Genomic DNA, 17,790 nt, shown 5'->3' on the forward strand with positions numbered 1-17,790 from the left:
ATCAGAGTTCGAAACCGCTGAGATCCTCAGTATTGACTTCCGAATCAATCTGACCGACCAAGTAAGAGCTGACTTCAACTTCCTGTGGAGCCACCTGAACGTTATCAGAAACCAACCACGAATTTATCCAAGGAATTGGATTCGAACGTGTTTCAAATGGCAACTTCAAGCCCACTGCCTGCATGCGAATATTGGTAATATATTCAACATACTGGCACAAAATATCTTTGTTCAGACCAATCATGGAGCCATCTTTGAAAAGATAATCCGCCCATTCTTTCTCCTGCTCTGCCGCCTGCACAAACAGGTCATAACATTGCTGTTCACACTCTTGGGCAATTTCTGCCATTTCAGGATCATCTTGACCAGAACGCAGCAAGTTCAACATGTGCTGAGTACCTGTCAAATGCAAGGCTTCATCACGGGCGATTAGTTTAATTATCTTCGCATTTCCTTCCATCAATTCACGTTCAGCAAAAGCAAATGAACACGCAAAGCTGACATAGAAACGAATTGCTTCTAATGCGTTAACACTCATCAAACATAAATAAAGCTGTTTTTTCAGCGCACGCAGACTAACTGTTATTTCTTGACCAGCGACGCTATGCATACCTTCACCTAACTGATGATAGTAGCTGGTCATTTCAATCAGATCGTCGTAATACTTCGAAATGTCTTTCGCTCGCTTCAAGATCTGCTCATTTGCCACAATATCGTCAAATATAACCGCAGGATCATTAACAATATTACGGATAATATGCGTATAAGAGCGCGAATGGATTGTCTCTGAAAACGACCATGTTTCAACCCACGTTTCTAATTCAGGAATCGAAATCAATGGTAGAAACGCTACATTCGGGCTACGCCCCTGAATAGAATCCAGTAATGTCTGGTATTTCAGGTTACTGATAAAAATATGCTTTTCGTGATCTGGCAACCCATTGAAATCAATGCGGTCACGGGATACATCAACTTCTTCTGGACGCCAGAAAAACGAGAGCTGTTTTTCGATCAGCTTTTCAAAAATAGGATACTTTTGCTGATCATAACGCGCTACGTTCACAGACTGGCCGAAAAACATCGGCTCCTGTAATTGATCATTTTTTACTTGTGAAAAAGTGGTATAGGACATAGCTTCCTCAAATCAAATTTTACACGCGCCGCCTTCACAATCGGAATCAACAGATTCAACAACTTCTTCCAAATCATCCTGAACATCTTCCGCACCATCACGGGTGTTGTGGTAATACAGTGTCTTCACACCATATTTGTAGGCGAGCAGTAAATCTTTCAGCAATTGGTTCATCGGAACTTTGCCATTAGGGAAACGCGCCGGATCATAGTTAGTATTAGCAGAAATTGATTGATCGATAAATTTCTGCATGATCCCCACCAATTGCAGATAGCCATCAACGCTAGGCATTTGCCACAGTAATTCGTAAGACCTTTTCAGGCGATCATATTCCGGTACAACCTGACGCAAGATACCGTCTTTTGATGCTTTAACACTGACGTAGCCTCGCGGTGGTTCAATACCATTAGTCGCATTGGAAATCTGCGAGGATGTTTCTGAAGGCATCAGTGCTGATAAAGTTGAGTTACGCAGACCATATTGCAGAATATCGCTACGTAGTGCTTCCCAATTCATATGCAACGGTTCGCTGGTTAACGCATCCAGTGATTTTTTATACGTATCAATCGGCAGGATGCCCTGCGAATAAGTAGTTTCACCAAACCACGGACATGCTCCCTGCTCTTTAGCCAGCGTATTAGAAGCTTTCAGCAAATAGTACTGAATGGCTTCAAATGTTTTGTGAGTCAAGTTATTGGCACTACCGTCAGAATAACGAACACCGTTTTTCGCCAGATAGTAAGCAAAATTAATTACGCCAATGCCTAGTGTACGACGACCCATTGAACCCTGCTTGGCAGCAACAAGCGGATAGTCCTGATAATCCAGCAGAGAATCCAGTGCACGGACAGCCAAATCTGCCAATCCTTCCAACTCATCCAGATTTTTAATAGCACCAAGGTTGAAAGCAGACAACGTACACAACGCAATTTCGCCATTTTCATCGTTAATATCGTTCAACGGCTTGGTTGGCAGTGCAATTTCCAAACATAGGTTAGATTGACGAACAGGTGCAATAGCCGGATCAAACGGGCTATGTGTATTACAATGGTCAACGTTTTGGATATAAATACGTCCAGTTGAAGCACGTTCCTGCATCATCAAAGAGAACAGATCTACTGCTTTAACACGCTGTTTACGAATATCACTGTCATTTTCATACAGAGTATACAGACGCTCAAATTCATCCTGATCAGCAAAGAAAGCGTCATACAAGCCAGGCACATCAGACGGACTAAACAGAGAAATTTCCTGCCCTTTGATCAAACGCTCATACATGAGTTTGTTGATCTGCACACCATAATCCATATGGCGAACACGGTTACCTTCAACACCACGGTTGTTTTTCAGTACCAACAAGCTTTCTACTTCCAGATGCCATAGTGGATAGAACAACGTCGCAGCACCACCACGTACCCCCCCTTGAGAACAGGATTTCACTGCTGTCTGGAAATGCTTATAAAATGGAATACAGCCAGTATGGAAAGCTTCACCACCACGGATTGGACTACCCATTGCGCGAATACGACCAGCATTCACACCAATGCCCGCACGTTGAGAAACATATTTGACAATCGCACTGGATGTTGCATTGATAGAATCAAGGCTATCGCCACATTCAATCAGAACACAGGAACTAAATTGACGGGTTGGTGTACGGACTCCTGCCATGATTGGCGTTGGCAACGAAATTTTAAAAGTAGAAACCGCATCATAGAAACGGCGAATATAACCCAGGCGCGTTTCTTTCGGATAAGTGGAAAACAGGCATGCCGCAACTAAAATGTATAGGAACTGAGCGCTTTCATAAATTTCGCCAGTGACACGGTTTTGTACCAGATATTTTCCTTCAAGCTGTTTAACCGCCGCATAGGAAAAATCCATATCACGCAGATGGTCAATAAAACTGTTCATTTGCTCGAATTCTTCTTTGGAATAGTCTGCGAGCAAATGTTTGTCATATTTACCTAACTCAACCATACGTACAACATGGTCATATAACGCAGGCGGCTCAAACTGACCGTAAGCCTTTTTGCGCAGGTTAAAGATGGCTAAACGAGCGGCCAGATACTGATAATCCGGAGCATCACTTGAAATCAGGTCTGCCGCGGCTTTGATCATGGTTTCATGGATATCAGATGTCTTAATGCCATCATAAAATTGAATCTGGGAACGCAGTTCTACTTGTGACACTGAGACATTTTTCAGACCTTCAGCAGCCCAGGTGACAACCCGGTGAATTTTATCAAGATCAATTTGTTCTTTATGTCCATCACGCTTGGTTACTAGCAGACTCTGGTTCATGAGGAAATACACCTTCTCTTTTCGTATTTCACCTATAATTGCCTTTCCTGATCGTTGATAGCACGATGCCCTCAAGATGACTGAAAATCCGTTGGGAGCTAGTAGCAGTGAAACGTCCAGAAACACAATATATAGGGGGTAAATAAAACTGTAATAACAAGATAATGTTAATTTCGCGTTTTATCAAGTGTACAAGATCAGGAAGTTTTGTGGATAACTTGAGGATTAATTTTGCCGAAAAGCCGATAACCTGCGTAGTTACTTGATGTTACTTTCGCAAACCTATCGGCAAAAACCCAAAAATAAAATCTTAAAAATAAGATCTATTTGTTGCTTTATTAATCCCTTAATTGATTCTGTTAGGCTGACCGGGTATGAAGCATGTAGTTCACATCCACATTGTGTCCAAGCCGGAATTTATCTGTTAACGGATTGTAATGTAAACCGATAATATGTTGATCTTTCAGCGAGGTTTTATCCAGCCAGCTAATTAACTCTGAAGGGCGAATAAATTTTTTCGCATCGTGTGTCCCTTTTGGCACCATATTTAAAATATATTCTGCACCGATGACAGCAATTAACCATGCTTTTCGATTGCGGTTAATGGTTGAAAAAAAGACATGACCACCAGGTTTAACTAATTTGGCACACGCACGAACGACAGATTCTGGATCTGGTACATGTTCAAGCATTTCCATACAGGTTACTACATCATAGGAATGTGGATGTTGCTCAGCATGGCTTTCTACCGTTTCCTGCACATATTTAACTGATATACCAGATTCCAATGCATGCAGCCGGGCAACTTGTAGTGGTTCAAAACCCATATCCAGACCGGTCACATCCGCTCCTTCATAAGCCATACTTTCTGATAGGATCCCACCACCGCATCCAACATCTAATACTTTCTTATCGAAAAGACCCTCAGCCCGTTGCAGGATATAGTTCAAACGCAATGGATTAATGCGGTGCAATGGTTTAAATTCACCATCAAGATCCCACCATCGGGAAGCAACAGCTTCAAATTTTTCGATTTCCTGTTGATCCACATTAGCGTGTGATTGAATGAGTGAATCGGGGGTTTTAGCGTTCATCAGCAATATCGCTCCTAGGGGCTGGTTCACAGAAAATGTAACAGTATTATGGGGATGTGTGATAAGAAACCATTATACACATCTTAATCCTGAAATACCCGCATCTGGTTTTTATAAAACTGTCAATTTGTGGTATAATTCTAAGCCTTTGAATTCGGAGTATGAGGGACAGTGGCTCCATGAGCGACATTGCCAGAGAAATCACCCCGGTCAATATCGAAGAAGAGCTGAAAAGCTCATATCTGGATTATGCGATGTCCGTTATTGTTGGACGTGCACTGCCAGATGTTCGAGATGGACTGAAGCCAGTACATCGCCGTGTACTTTTTGCGATGAATGTATTGGGAAATGATTGGAATAAACCCTATAAAAAATCTGCCCGCGTTGTTGGGGATGTGATTGGTAAATACCATCCACATGGCGACACCGCTGTTTATGACACGATTGTACGTCTGGCACAGCCATTCTCCATGCGTTACATGCTGGTTGACGGCCAGGGGAACTTCGGGTCAGTTGATGGCGATTCTGCGGCTGCGATGCGTTATACCGAAGTACGCATGGCAAAAGTAGCCCATGAATTGCTGGCGGATTTAGAAAAAGAAACTGTTGATTTTGTGCCTAACTACGATGGTACAGAGCAAATTCCCGATGTAATGCCAACCCGTATTCCTAACTTACTTGTGAACGGTTCATCAGGGATAGCGGTCGGCATGGCGACTAACATCCCACCTCATAATATATCTGAGGTGATTGATGGCTGTCTGGCCTATATTGATGATGAAAACATCAGTATTGAAGGCCTAATGGAATATATCCCAGGGCCTGATTTCCCAACAGCGGCCATTATTAATGGGCGTCGCGGTATTCAGGAAGCCTACCGTACCGGTCGCGGTAAAATTTATATCCGTGCCCGTGCCGAAATAGAGACTGATGATAAAAATGGCCGTGAAACCATTATCGTCAGTGAAATCCCTTATCAAGTAAATAAAGCACGCCTGATCGAAAAAATCGCTGAACTGGTGAAGGAAAAGCGTATTGAAGGGATCAGTGCATTACGCGACGAATCCGATAAAGATGGTATGCGTATCGTTATCGAAGTAAAACGCGATGCTGTCGGTGAGGTTGTCCTGAATAACTTGTATTCACTCACCCAATTGCAGGTTTCATTCGGTATCAATATGGTTGCTCTACATCAAGGACAACCTAAGCTACTTAACCTGAAAGATATTCTTTCTGCATTTGTCAGCCACCGCCGCGAAGTTGTCACTCGCAGAACAATTTTTGAACTTCGCAAAGCTCGTGACCGTGCTCATATCCTTGAGGCACTGGCTATTGCACTGGCAAATATCGATCCTGTGATCGAACTGATCCGCCAAGCTCCAACGCCTGCTGAAGCAAAAGCAAGCCTCATTTCTCAAGCATGGGAATTAGGCAATGTTGCAGCAATGCTGGCACAGGCTGGCGATAATGCTGCACGTCCTGAATGGCTGGAGCCAGAATTTGGTATTCATGACGGTAAGTATTACCTGACCGAACAGCAGGCACAGGCCATTTTGGATCTGCGTTTACAGAAATTAACAGGTCTGGAGCATGAAAAACTGCTCGACGAATATCGTGAACTGTTGAAAGTCATTGCTGAACTGTTGTTCATTCTGGAAAGCCCGGAACGTTTGCTGGAAGTCATTCGGGAAGAGTTACTTGCGATCAAAGAACAGTACAAAGATAAACGTCGTACTGAATTGACCGAGAATTCTGCAGATATCAATATTGAAGACCTGATCAATCAGGAAGATGTTGTGGTAACACTATCCCATCAGGGTTACGTGAAATACCAGCCATTGTCTGATTACGAAGCACAACGCCGTGGCGGTAAAGGTAAATCAGCAGCGCGTATCAAAGAAGAGGATTTCATTGAACGTCTGTTGGTCGCCAATACCCACGATACTATTCTTTGCTTCTCTAATAAAGGCAAGATGTATTGGCTGAAAGTTTATCAACTGCCAGAAGCCAGCCGTAGTGCCCGTGGCCGACCTATAGTTAACCTGCTGCCATTAGAACAAGACGAACGTATTACGGCCATTCTGCCTGTCCGTGAATATGAAGAAGGATTGAACATATTCATGGCGACAGCAAGTGGAGTTGTCAAGAAGACTAAACTCAGTGAGTTCAGTCGTCCGCGTAGTGCCGGTATCATTGCAGTTAATCTGAATGAGGGAGATGAGCTGATCGGCGTTGACCTCACTGATGGCAGCAACGAAGTTATGCTATTCTCTGCACAGGGTAAAGTTGTCCGCTTCCTTGAAGAAGAGGAAGAGACACTGGAAGATGGTACGGTTCGGGTGAAAGGCGTTCGCGCCATGGGGCGTACTGCAACCGGAGTCCGTGGTATCAAACTGGCGGAAGGAGATAAAGTTGTTTCCTTGATCATTCCTCGTGGAGAAGGTCAAATCCTGACAGTCACTGAAAATGGTTATGGAAAACGTACTACCCAAAAAGAGTACCCAACGAAGTCTCGTGCAACTCAAGGCGTTATCTCTATCAAAGTCAGTGAACGTAACGGTAACGTGATTGGGGCAATTCAGGTTGAACCAACTGACCAGATCATGATGATTACTGATGCGGGAACACTGGTTCGTACTCGTGTTTCTGAAGTCAGTACTGTCGGACGTAATACTCAAGGGGTCACTTTGATCCGCACGGCAGATGATGAAAAAGTCGTTGGTTTGCAACGTGTTGCTGAACCTGATGATGAAGAGGATGGCAATACAGCAGCCTCTTCCGTCGATGAAGGAAGTAATGGATCAGAAGGTCAGGAATAATATTCGCCTTTTCCTGATTCATCCATAAAATTATACTCAATGAATTTCGGATTGCAGCCAATAAAGCTGCAAATCTGAAAGACCCACAAAAGTATTAAAAAAGCAGGCATTTTAATGCCTGCTTTTTTGTACCATTTTTTTCAAAGAATGCCGGATACAAAATGCTGCTTTGTATTCCCTGCTACACTAGTATATGCTGTTAACAGTTATTATTAATCACGTTTTTTATCAGGCGACCTCTTGAGATATCTATCTTCATTCCGAACATCACTAAAGATATCCCGCTACCTTTTTCGGGTGCTTGGTGTTATGTTATGGGCATTAGGTGCCTTATTAACCAGTTTTTATCTGGCAAATCTTTTTAATAAAGCTAAATCAGACATCCGTCAAGAATATAATTCTGATTACGATATAATGTTCTCTTATGTGCGGGAAACTACTAATACCTTACACGACCTTCAATATATGGCAGAGAAATATTTATCAGAAGAGAATAAAAAAATTCTGACTATTAACCCACCATATAATAACTCACAATTTTTGTATACGCCTCTGAATATGAACTCAAATTGTGAACTACTACGTAATGAACCTTATAATTATTTACATGCGTTAAATGATCTGTTTTTTTTCTGGAAAGATAATGTTGTGATGCCACAGGGAGTAAATCAAATTTTTTTGATAGACGTCCAAAGTATGTGCATGGTGAATTTTCCAATTCGTGGTGCAATAACAGAACCTGATACGCTAAAAAAGATGGTTTATGAAAATTACCGCCAGTTAGTATTCCTGCAACAACAGGGAAAAGAACAGAATATCTATTGGCTTGCGGTGGGTACAACCCCAGACAACGGTAGCTTTTATATTCTTTCCCCTATTTATAGCAATGGAAAAATGGTCGCAATGATAGGTGTCGAACAAACGCTCAAGCTGGAAACCTTTTTACAAAGACCTAATACAGATGCAACAATAACATTACTTAATCAGCATAATAAGCCTGTATTACATTATCCTTTAAAAAAGGATAATAAATCTTATCCCGTAGATTACAATATACAGATCCCTTACTTTGGCTATGATGAAGATTATAGTCACTTAGTGTTAAAGAGGCGTTTGGCTCCATCATCATTCAGTGTTATATATTCCTTACCTCTAAAAAATATTTTTGATGATTTCAAGTTAAAAATCATTAACAGCCTTATTTTAAATACTATCTCTGCAATTCTGATCTTTTCTTTCATTTGGCTGTTCGAACGTAAAATGTTTTCCCCTGCTGAAAATAATGCTCTTCGCCTTGAAGAACACGAACAGTTCAATCATAAAATCGTTGCCTCTGCTCCTGTTGGCATTAGCATTTTACGGATCAGTGATGGTGCTAATATACTGAGTAATGAACTTGCGCATAACTATACTCGAATGCTGACGCTCGAAGATCAAAAACGTATCATTGATATCATTTGTGATAAAACCAGCAGCTATATTGATATTGTTACTAGTAATAATAATCATCTACAAATTAGCTTCGTACATTCGCGTTATCGCAATGAGGAAGTGGCAATCTGTGTTCTGGTTGATATCAGTACCCGGGCTAAGATGGAGAAATCATTACAAGAGATGGCTTCAGCCGCAGAGCAAGCCAACCAAGCGAAATCAATGTTTCTGGCAACCGTTAGCCATGAATTGAGAACACCACTATATGGCATCATTGGAAATCTGGAATTATTACAATCTTATCCATTAGCATCAGAAGCTGCACGGTTATTATCAACAATGAATAACTCTTCATCACTATTGTTGAAAATCATTAGCGATATTCTCGATTTTTCTAAAATAGAATCTAACCAACTTAAAATTGATGTTAAAGAATTTAGCTGTAAAGAGGTCATATCACATGTAATCTCAAACTATCTTCCTCTTATAACGAAAAAAAATCTGGGATTCTACTGTTACATCAACCCAGATGTTCCTGACTATATGAATAACGATCCGGTAAGATTGCAACAAATTATTTCTAATCTACTTAATAATGCCATTAAATTTACAGAAATTGGCTGTATTGTCATATCCGTTACAGTAAGATATGGCTACTTGTATATTAGTATTAAAGATACAGGATTAGGAATCGAACATAAATTACAAGAGCAATTGTTCGAACCATTTTTTCAGACCAGTGCCAATAAAGAGAATGCATCACAAGGAACAGGGCTAGGTTTAGCGATTTGTGAAAAACTAATTAATCTGATGGATGGTGATATTGAATTTGTATCACAACAATACGTTGGTAGCATTTTTTCTATCCGGCTTCCTCTATATAATGCAAAATACGATAAGGAAAAATATCATGCTAACACATTTTCTCCAAACCATATTCAACAGAAAATTATATTGGCTGTTCGAAATGATTATTTAGAAGAATATCTGTATAATCTTTTGACAAGAGCACATTTTCAAATTACTGCGTTTAATGAAAGTCAAATCGACGGTACTGAATTATTAATCAGTGATCAACCTATTGAATTGGATATTGCCGTTCGTTATTTTATTGAAATATCAGAGAACCATATTGGCTCACCAGAAAAGACTCAAAGTAATTACTGGTTACATAACACTTACCAAATCAGTGATTTTGTTTATTTCATTGATGATTTGTTATCCAATAATAGTCATACACTCCAATCCCCCGTTTCGGAAAACTCTATCAAAACAGATGATAGATTAAATTCAATTAAAGTTTTAGTTGTTGATGATCATCCCATCAATCGTCATTTATTGGTCGAACAATTAAATTCTCTAGGATTCAAGACAGAAATGGCCAACGATGGTATAGATGCGATTGAACATCTGGAAAATAATACAACCGATATTATTCTGACAGATGTTAATATGCCAAATATGGATGGATATGAATTCACAAAATATTTAAGAAATAAAGGGTATAATAAACCAATTATTGGTGTCACAGCTAATGCAATGGCAGAAGAAAGACAACGTTGTGTGGATGTCGGTATGGATTATTGTCTATTGAAACCTGTATCACTAACAAAACTGAAGGATACATTAATAGAATATTTACCTGAAAGATACCAGACAGTAGTTCATCAACAAGGAAAAAAGCCTCTAAAAGCATAACCAATTGGATTAGATGATAGTGCTTATTTTATAATATAAGATCGGTAATCTTAATCACCGATCTTACACTCAGAAAAGATAACTATTGGTTATTTAATCATATCATTATCAATAGTGACTGAAGATAAATAATTAAGTAATGCAATATCGTTATCAACTCCCAGTTTGATCATCGCTGATTTTTTCTGACTACTAATGGTTTTTATACTGCGATTAAGCTTCTTAGCAATATCTGTAACGAGAAGGCCTTCAGCAAATAAACGCAGTACTTCACTCTCTTTCGGAGATAAACGTTTATCTCCATAACCGTTAGCATTAACTTTCTCCAACAATTTAGAAACACTTTCAGGAGTAAATTTCTTCCCTTTTTGCAGTGCAGTAAGTGCCTTAGGTAAATCTGTTGGTGCTCCCTGTTTTAACACAATCCCCTCAATATCAAGTTCAAGTACTGCACTTAAAATAGCCGGATTATTATTCATCGTAAGAACGATGATAGCCAGTGTCGGATAATGGCGTTTAATATATTTTATCAGGGTGATGCCATCACCATATTTGTCGCCGGGCATTGACAAATCCGTTATGAGAACATCTGCTTCTATATGTGGCAAACTATTAATCAGTGTAGTCGAATTTTCAAACTCACCGACAACATTAATCCACTCAATTTGTTCAAGTGACTTGCGGATGCCAAATAAAACAATGGGATGGTCATCAGCAATAATGACATTAAGGTTATTCATATTATTGGTTACCTTGGCTGCAACAGCTTTGTGACAAAGGAATCAATACGGCTGATGCTACTTTTGATTTCTACTTCATTATTGTCTGCTATGTGTTGTTCCAACGCCTCACATGATGATTTGAGCAATTTAAAGTCTAACATAGCAAACGCACCCTTAAGGCGGTGTACCGTTTGCGAAAGTGATATCAAGTCATATTGTTCCATATCAGTATACAGTTTAGTAATATCCATCGGTACTGTCTCTACAAATAATTTCCTATAATTACTGCCTACTAACTGTGTTTGATAACTTTTGAGGGTATTACAAATATTACTATCGACATTATCAACAAGATCCCATGCTTGTTGCGGACTCCCGTAAACTTCTTCGGATTCAACTAAACTGAAATCTTCTTCAATCAGTAACGATATCGCATTGATAACAGCACCAGCAAAATTGTAATTACACTGAACCAAACTAGGTCTCATCTTCTTAAACCCTATCAAATTACCTACTAATAATATAGTTGGCTTTTCTACTTTGTACTGTCTGTCAGTAAGAATGATATCGTATTCTTCCTTAACACTCTCTGTACTCTTGTCAAAATATATTGCTCCATAATTATCAAGATAATTATGGATTATTTTTTTAATTTCGGGGTTACTGATATCGATTAGTGCTATAATACCGTCCAATAGCTGAGGGGGTTCAACATGTTCACCGTATTGAGGAAGAGGTAAACTAACGATATAATGTGTCCCCAATCCCTGCTTACTTTTAATTTCAAAACTCCCCCCCATTTTTTGGCACAATTGATTACATAAATAAAAAACCAACCCAGAATTTGTATAATATTTATCTTCTGCCAATTTATTCAAGAAGGGATAATTTAAGCTGGCAAGTTCTTTATTACTTAGACCTGAACCACTATCAATTAACTCAATCTGTATATGATTATCGTATTTACCAGAACTATTGACACTAAGGGATATTTTACCATAACTGGTTGTTGTGATAGCATAATTTAATAATAATAAAACTATTTTATTTAATGCTATTCCATCGCCAGAAAATACTGACTCATGAGAAATATTAAAATAATAATAAATCCTCAATCCTTTAGAATTTAGTGTTGGTAGCGATAATTTCAATATATTCTCCAATTGTGAAGATAAAGAAAATACTTCATTAGCTGGCTGCCAATCACCAGATTCTAATTCACTGAGCAAAGAAATATTTTCAATCCACTCTGTGATGAATTCTGATTTAAGCAGTAACTTATCCAGCAAACTATACTTATTTTCATCTTGTGATATATTTTTCAATCGGATAGCTATATCATTCAACTCCTGAATCGGCTTTTTTATTTCAGAATTAATATTCTGCAACATTGAACGTCTGGCGTATACATTTTTATCATATTCTCGTTGAGCAAGTTGTAACCGCTTACTCACCATAACTTCTTGATCTCTATCCTGCAATAAGAATAAATAAGTCTCTGGCAATAAATTACTGCTATACATTTTTACTTCGTAAACCGCATCTTCAATGGATGTCTGAATGACACCATTATGTTGTTCTGCCATGATTTTAACTTTGCCCAAATCAAGATAAGGCATCAGTTTCTCTGCAATCTTATTACTACTGATCAACCGATTTGATATAAAATCGTAAACCAATAATCCAATAGGAATATTAGAAATAATATCATTCCCCAGAGAATCTTTTATTTTTAGCTCTTGATCCATTGATGCATTAGGAGTGATATATCGACGACGAATATAAAGTAATCCACTGAATGAAAATAGTAAGAAAACCAATATCGAGAGTAATAACCAAATATTTCTGATCAAGAAATCCACAATAAGTGCTTTTAGAGGAACCTGATATACCAATTTATACTGCATAATATTAAGTGGTTGAGAAAACTCCAGCCAAAAACCGATTAACGAAACATCAACTTTATCTGTCTTCTCAACCTCATATTCGTTATTCGAATACAACCGAAAATTTGCTGGTAACATATCAACCGACAAAAGATTATTAATAGGTAAATCAAAGGCAATAACTGTAGTTAATTGCCCTGGTGAATTGAACACAGCTTTATAAGTATAGTAATAAACATTCTCACCACGTAATACGTGAATGGGGGAAATACTTTCCTTTTCATCCAATGTTATTGATTGTGCCAACATTTCAGAACGTTTAATGTCAGAAGTTAGAGTCAGATAACTTTCTTTAAACCTGATTTCCGGTTTTAAAATAGGATGTGTAGTTACCAATAGTAAGTTGTTATCCTTTCCATTGAGATAATACATGGATTCATATTCATTACGTGATCCCCAGAGAATTTCAAGATAGTTAGATAACCTCTGAGCCAGTTGAACACTAGAATCGTTGTAACGACCAAAAACAATTGCATCGATATTTTTGTTATGACTTTCCAGCCAATAAACATTGGGACGCAACTCTAACGGTGATGCAACCTCCTGTAAGGAGGATGGCTGAATATTAGACTGTTCGAAGATACGACCAGCATGATAACGATAATCTTCGATCTGCAATCGCATCTTGGCCGTTACACTACTGATAGCATATTTTTTCTCCGTCAGCCAACTATCAAAATAGTTATACCCGAATAAAAATAGAGAAGTAAAAAGCAAAATAATAAACAGCGCGTAAAAACGGGGAACGACAGATGGCTTAATAGATGCTTGTTTATACATTCTTTGGATGGCTGCCTTTAATGTGGATATATTTGTGGTTAATTTTGAATCAACTCGAAGTTAACTAATTTATTGAACTGTGATAATACTAGCAGGTTAGAGGATAAAAAGGCCATTAGCGTTCGAAGATTGAGCAAGCAGTAAAAAAATCATAATTTTTTCTTTTTAAGGGCTAGACACATTCCAGAGATATAGGCATAATCTCGCGCCATGGAAGGATGGCCGAGCGGTCGAAGGCAGCGGTCTTGAAAACCGCCGATGGGAAACCATCCTAGAGTTCGAATCTCTATCCTTCCGCCAAATTTCGCCGGCTTAGCTCAGTTGGTAGAGCAACTGACTTGTAATCAGTAGGTCACCAGTTCGACTCCGGTAGCCGGCACCATATAAAATCAACGTGTTATGACGTTGACCCGAATGCCCTGATAGTCGCTTGTGTCATATTTGTGTCATGACTGATTATCAGGGCATCGATCTTTTTAGCGTGCTCTGTCAAATGATTAGGGGCTAAATGCGCATACCTTCTCACCATCTCAATTGACTCCCAACCCCCCATTTCCTGCAATGCACTCAAAGGCACTCCAGCCTGAACAAGCCAGCTTGCCCATGTGTGACGCAGGTCATGGAATCGGAAATTTTCAATACCCGCTCGACGCAACCCTGTTTTCCATGCTGTATTGTCATCAATCCGCATTTTTCTGACCTCAGCTGTAGGAGTTCCATCAGATCTATGCCATGCTTTAGTGTGAACAAAAACCCAGCGATTGTGTTTCCCTATTTGATCCCGTAGCACCTTGCATGCGGTATCATTTAGGGCAACACCTATCGCTTTACCGCCTTTAGTGTCCTCTGGGTGTATCCACGCAACTTTTCTTTGTAAATCAATTTGTGACCATTCCAGATTTAAAATGTTTGAACGCCTAAGCCCTGTGGCTAATGCAAAAATGACAACAGGTTTCATGATATCAGGCATACATTTTATTAGTCTCGCGGCTTCCTCTTGCGTAAGCCATCTCACCCTGATTTCCTTTTTTTGACGAACTTTGATATTAGGCGCCCTTCCTAACCACTTCCATTCGTTGACCGCTGCACGGAATAAAGAGCGTAAAAAAGAAAGATACCTCGCCTTTGTTGCTTGAGACACAGGCTTGCTTTTATACGGCTCTATTGATACCCCGTTACGTTTTGCTGATGCAGATTTTTTATCCCAAACCTCCTTGTATTTTCTATTGGTCATCTTGGCTGTTGCAGCCAGGATCTCAATCTCAGTGATATTTGATAACTGCCAGCCGGAAAAATAAGACAAAAAAAACTCTATCTTACTTTTATCATCATCCAATGATTTTTTATGTTCCTTCTCTTGCAACCACCTCAGGCAAGCTTCATCAAACGTTACTTTCGGGTAATCACCTAATTTTTCTACTCTCCACATTTCAGCTTTTAGCTGGTCGTGCAGTTCCTGCGCTTGCTTCTTGTCCTCTGTTCCAAGAGAGCGCCTAATTCGCTTTCCGCTTGGGGAAACGAAATCACAGTGCCATAGGCCATTGCGTTGTATGATTGACATTCAAATCCCTCCTTTGATTTAACTGAACAATCATCACTCATATCTGCATTGTGATGATTATTTATCACGTATTCAAGACAGGAGGACTTTAAAATTTCATACTCACCTCCTCCTTTCTTGCCAGTTTTAGCTGCTTTTAGTCTTTTATCATGTATAAGCTTTCTTACCTGTCTTACCGATTTTTTCAAAAAATCAGCAGCATGTTTGGTATCGAAAACCTCATCATTTAAATCCACGTCACACCTCCTTTATCTGACATAGCCTTCTCTTTTTGTTTACAACCGTTGCTACATACGACTTATTGCCATTAAGAATCTCTATTGGGTACTTACTCCCGCCTACTAAAACAACGTACGTTTCTATTTTTTTATATAATCCGTAATTTCCATATTTATTTTTATGCTCTGATAACGCAGCCTTAGCTGCTTGCCTTTCTAATGGCGTAACAGCACTGCGAATGATGAATTTCATTTCATCTCCTTATCAATCATATCGACGTAATATCTCAGCCACATCACTGGCAGGAACTTACTCTTTTGATAGTTGGACATTACGATTTCAAATCGAGAAAGGTATTTGGTGAGTGTTTCGTTGGTTTGCTGATCAGTGCGGCGTTTGAGTTTTTTCAGTTCTTTGAGGCAATCCCTCGCCACCTTCCTCCTTGCATTCTCGAATTCGTTAGTCATTGGTGATGAGTACTTCGATATCCGATTCTGGGAATCCCATTTGCTGCAAGCCTGGTACTATCTTATCTGTCACAAAATCTGCCAGCATTTCACTTGGGACGGTGTAGAGTGGAATTGTAAATTCTTCCGCTGCGGTTCTGGTCATTTCGATTTTTATTTTTGGAGTGTTCATGCTATTGTCCTCAATAGTTCGTGACCGACATTAAGTAAATAATCCCGGCCAACAGTTGTTATTGTTCCGCGTGGTTTAGTGAATGGTCTCCAGATTAACAATAATGAACCTTTGTTATTTCCATTCACTGGCTTTTGTGTTTCTGCGTTAATAAATGAAATTCTTCCACCCGTTATTAATCTGACCTCATCCACTGTTTCTAATGCCAGTTTAAACCAGCCCACAGAGATATCAGACGGAACTAACATCACGACTGGCTGTAATTGCTTCTGGCACTCGATAGCGGCTTTTTCTACCCACGGCTTAATATTGGAATAAGGGGGATTGCACCAGATAGCGCCGTTACTTTCCCAATCACACTCCAGTGCATTATCTCGTTCTGTGAGATAATGAACGCACAGGGTATTTTGAGCAGAAGCAGCCGCATCAAGAGTAAATTTAAATTCGAGGTTGAGTGCTTTAAATAACGGAAGTGGAGTTTGCCAGAGGTCACGCAGTTCTTTAGGAGTATTACTTCCTCCGAAGTCTGACATTATTTATTCTCATTGTTTATTTGGATGGGGATAGAGACAAACTGCAAACATTGTTTTTCCCTTATCAAAATCATCTGTGCTCTTACATATTTTTCCATCCACTAAATTGTAATAAGCCATAGGTTCCATATTTTCATATTCAGCGAGTTTATTGTGCAGTTTTTCTATTTCAGCGCAGAGTTTTATTAAATTTTGTGGAGTCACCATGGGGCTGAGGTGGAAAAAATATTTAGGGTATTCTCCATTTTCTTCCTGTTCTGCGCTTAACACTGCCTCACTACGTTTTTTTATTTCCCGCGCCAACTCAATCACATCATTGTTCATTATTATTCTCTCTCGATTTTTCTATTATAGAAAATTTATCAGCCCCGCATTTTGGACAAGTCTTGATAAATGCGAAATCTGGAAACTCAGGGTGTGAAACTGGAACTCGATCGTTTTCATAATGAACATGCTTACATTGACGTTTAGCGCATACTATTTTGTCATTTCTCACCCCAACCTCCTGCATAATGTCATCTTTTGTAACTTCAATAAATTGACCACATCCGTTACATTCATATTCATTTATAAATCTGCCGTTTTCATTCCAATCATTTGAGCCACATAAGCATGTTATAAATCTGACGTTCCCCCGTTTGGTATACAGCTCATAAAATGCATCTTTATGTACCATTGGTCTGCCTGCATACTTCACTGAATACACTTTGAACCTTGTGACCTTACCGTCACAATCTTCATATCTAAAATAACGGTCACTGGTTATATATTCATCGTCGTCGTCATAAATAATATCTGAGTTGGCTACCACCTAAACCTCCTGCATATACTCTCTGCTTTCTTACACATATCAGTATCAAACCAGCCAAAGTGACACTTGTTGAAACTGATACCTAACTGCCATGCTAACCA

Annotated in this window: 15 protein-coding genes and 2 tRNA genes; 4 read left to right on the forward strand and 13 right to left on the reverse strand. The window is 39.4% G+C overall.

Going from position 1 to position 17,790, the window contains the following annotated elements; genetic code table 11:
* Position 1: 1 nt before the first annotated feature.
* From nrdB to ubiG, 3 genes are all read right to left on the reverse strand, one after another.
* Positions 2-1,132: a class Ia ribonucleoside-diphosphate reductase subunit beta gene (gene nrdB / locus Xind_RS05270; RefSeq protein ID WP_047679721.1), complete on the reverse strand. Its 1,131-nt coding sequence runs from the start codon at positions 1,130-1,132 to the stop codon at positions 2-4.
* Positions 1,133-1,144: 12 nt separating this feature from the next.
* Positions 1,145-3,436: a class 1a ribonucleoside-diphosphate reductase subunit alpha gene (nrdA, locus tag Xind_RS05275; protein ID WP_187649607.1), complete on the reverse strand. Its 2,292-nt coding sequence runs from the start codon at positions 3,434-3,436 to the stop codon at positions 1,145-1,147.
* 359 nt (positions 3,437-3,795) lie between these two features.
* Positions 3,796-4,530, reverse strand: coding sequence for a bifunctional 2-polyprenyl-6-hydroxyphenol methylase/3-demethylubiquinol 3-O-methyltransferase UbiG (ubiG, locus tag Xind_RS05280; RefSeq protein ID WP_047679725.1), 735 nt, complete (start codon positions 4,528-4,530; stop codon positions 3,796-3,798).
* A gap of 179 nt (positions 4,531-4,709) precedes the next feature.
* Here ubiG and gyrA point away from each other — a divergent pair, with 179 nt between their 5' ends.
* Together gyrA and rcsC are read left to right on the forward strand one after the other, a co-directional pair.
* Positions 4,710-7,349: a DNA topoisomerase (ATP-hydrolyzing) subunit A gene (gene gyrA, locus Xind_RS05285; RefSeq protein ID WP_187649608.1), complete on the forward strand. Its 2,640-nt coding sequence runs from the start codon at positions 4,710-4,712 to the stop codon at positions 7,347-7,349.
* Positions 7,350-7,589: 240 nt separating this feature from the next.
* On the forward strand, positions 7,590-10,478 hold the full coding sequence (gene rcsC / locus Xind_RS05290) for a two-component system sensor histidine kinase RcsC (protein ID WP_072032490.1): 2,889 nt from the start codon (positions 7,590-7,592) through the stop codon (positions 10,476-10,478).
* A gap of 89 nt (positions 10,479-10,567) precedes the next feature.
* On the opposite strand, the gene rcsB is transcribed toward rcsC, so the two are convergent.
* Together rcsB and rcsD are read right to left on the reverse strand one after the other, a co-directional pair.
* Positions 10,568-11,218, reverse strand: a complete 651-nt coding sequence (gene rcsB / locus Xind_RS05295; protein WP_047679728.1) for a response regulator transcription factor RcsB — start codon at positions 11,216-11,218, stop codon at positions 10,568-10,570.
* Between the two features lie 8 nt (positions 11,219-11,226).
* Positions 11,227-13,926, reverse strand: a complete 2,700-nt coding sequence (gene rcsD / locus Xind_RS05300) for a phosphotransferase RcsD (RefSeq protein WP_187649609.1) — start codon at positions 13,924-13,926, stop codon at positions 11,227-11,229.
* Positions 13,927-14,138: 212 nt separating this feature from the next.
* Here rcsD and Xind_RS05305 point away from each other — a divergent pair.
* Positions 14,139-14,226, forward strand: a tRNA-Ser gene (locus Xind_RS05305).
* Between the two features lie 6 nt (positions 14,227-14,232).
* A tRNA-Thr gene (locus tag Xind_RS05310) sits at positions 14,233-14,308 on the forward strand.
* 15 nt (positions 14,309-14,323) lie between these two features.
* On the opposite strand, the gene Xind_RS05315 is transcribed toward Xind_RS05310, so the two are convergent.
* The 8 genes from Xind_RS05315 to Xind_RS05345 are packed head-to-tail and all read right to left on the reverse strand — an operon-like array spanning position 14,324 to position 17,689.
* The gene (locus tag Xind_RS05315) at positions 14,324-15,481 is read right to left on the reverse strand and encodes a tyrosine-type recombinase/integrase (RefSeq protein ID WP_338114335.1); all 1,158 of its coding nucleotides are present in this window, start codon (positions 15,479-15,481) and stop codon (positions 14,324-14,326) included.
* On the reverse strand, positions 15,364-15,723 hold the full coding sequence (locus tag Xind_RS23120; RefSeq protein ID WP_338114336.1) for a helix-turn-helix domain-containing protein: 360 nt from the start codon (positions 15,721-15,723) through the stop codon (positions 15,364-15,366). The genes Xind_RS05315 and Xind_RS23120 overlap by 118 nt, the downstream gene beginning before the upstream one ends.
* A gap of 1 nt (position 15,724) precedes the next feature.
* Complete coding sequence (locus Xind_RS05320; protein ID WP_187649611.1) at positions 15,725-15,958, reverse strand: DUF4060 family protein; 234 nt, start codon at positions 15,956-15,958, stop codon at positions 15,725-15,727.
* Positions 15,955-16,173: a hypothetical protein gene (locus Xind_RS05325; RefSeq protein WP_187649612.1), complete on the reverse strand. Its 219-nt coding sequence runs from the start codon at positions 16,171-16,173 to the stop codon at positions 15,955-15,957. The genes Xind_RS05320 and Xind_RS05325 overlap by 4 nt, the downstream gene beginning before the upstream one ends.
* Positions 16,166-16,345, reverse strand: a complete 180-nt coding sequence (locus Xind_RS05330; protein ID WP_187649613.1) for a hypothetical protein — start codon at positions 16,343-16,345, stop codon at positions 16,166-16,168. The genes Xind_RS05325 and Xind_RS05330 overlap by 8 nt, the downstream gene beginning before the upstream one ends.
* Positions 16,342-16,878 (reverse strand): phage N-6-adenine-methyltransferase, encoded by a 537-nt coding sequence (locus Xind_RS05335; RefSeq protein ID WP_187649614.1) that lies wholly within the window; start codon positions 16,876-16,878, stop codon positions 16,342-16,344. The genes Xind_RS05330 and Xind_RS05335 overlap by 4 nt, the downstream gene beginning before the upstream one ends.
* Before the next feature lie 9 nt (positions 16,879-16,887).
* Complete coding sequence (locus tag Xind_RS05340) at positions 16,888-17,202, reverse strand: hypothetical protein (RefSeq protein WP_187649615.1); 315 nt, start codon at positions 17,200-17,202, stop codon at positions 16,888-16,890.
* Entirely contained in the window at positions 17,192-17,689 is a 498-nt protein-coding gene (locus Xind_RS05345; RefSeq protein WP_187649616.1) for a hypothetical protein, read from the reverse strand. The genes Xind_RS05340 and Xind_RS05345 overlap by 11 nt, the downstream gene beginning before the upstream one ends.
* Between the last annotated feature and the right edge of the window lie 101 nt (positions 17,690-17,790).

Source organism: Xenorhabdus indica, from assembly GCF_014467235.1.
Taxonomy (GTDB): Bacteria; Pseudomonadota; Gammaproteobacteria; order Enterobacterales; family Enterobacteriaceae; genus Xenorhabdus; species Xenorhabdus indica.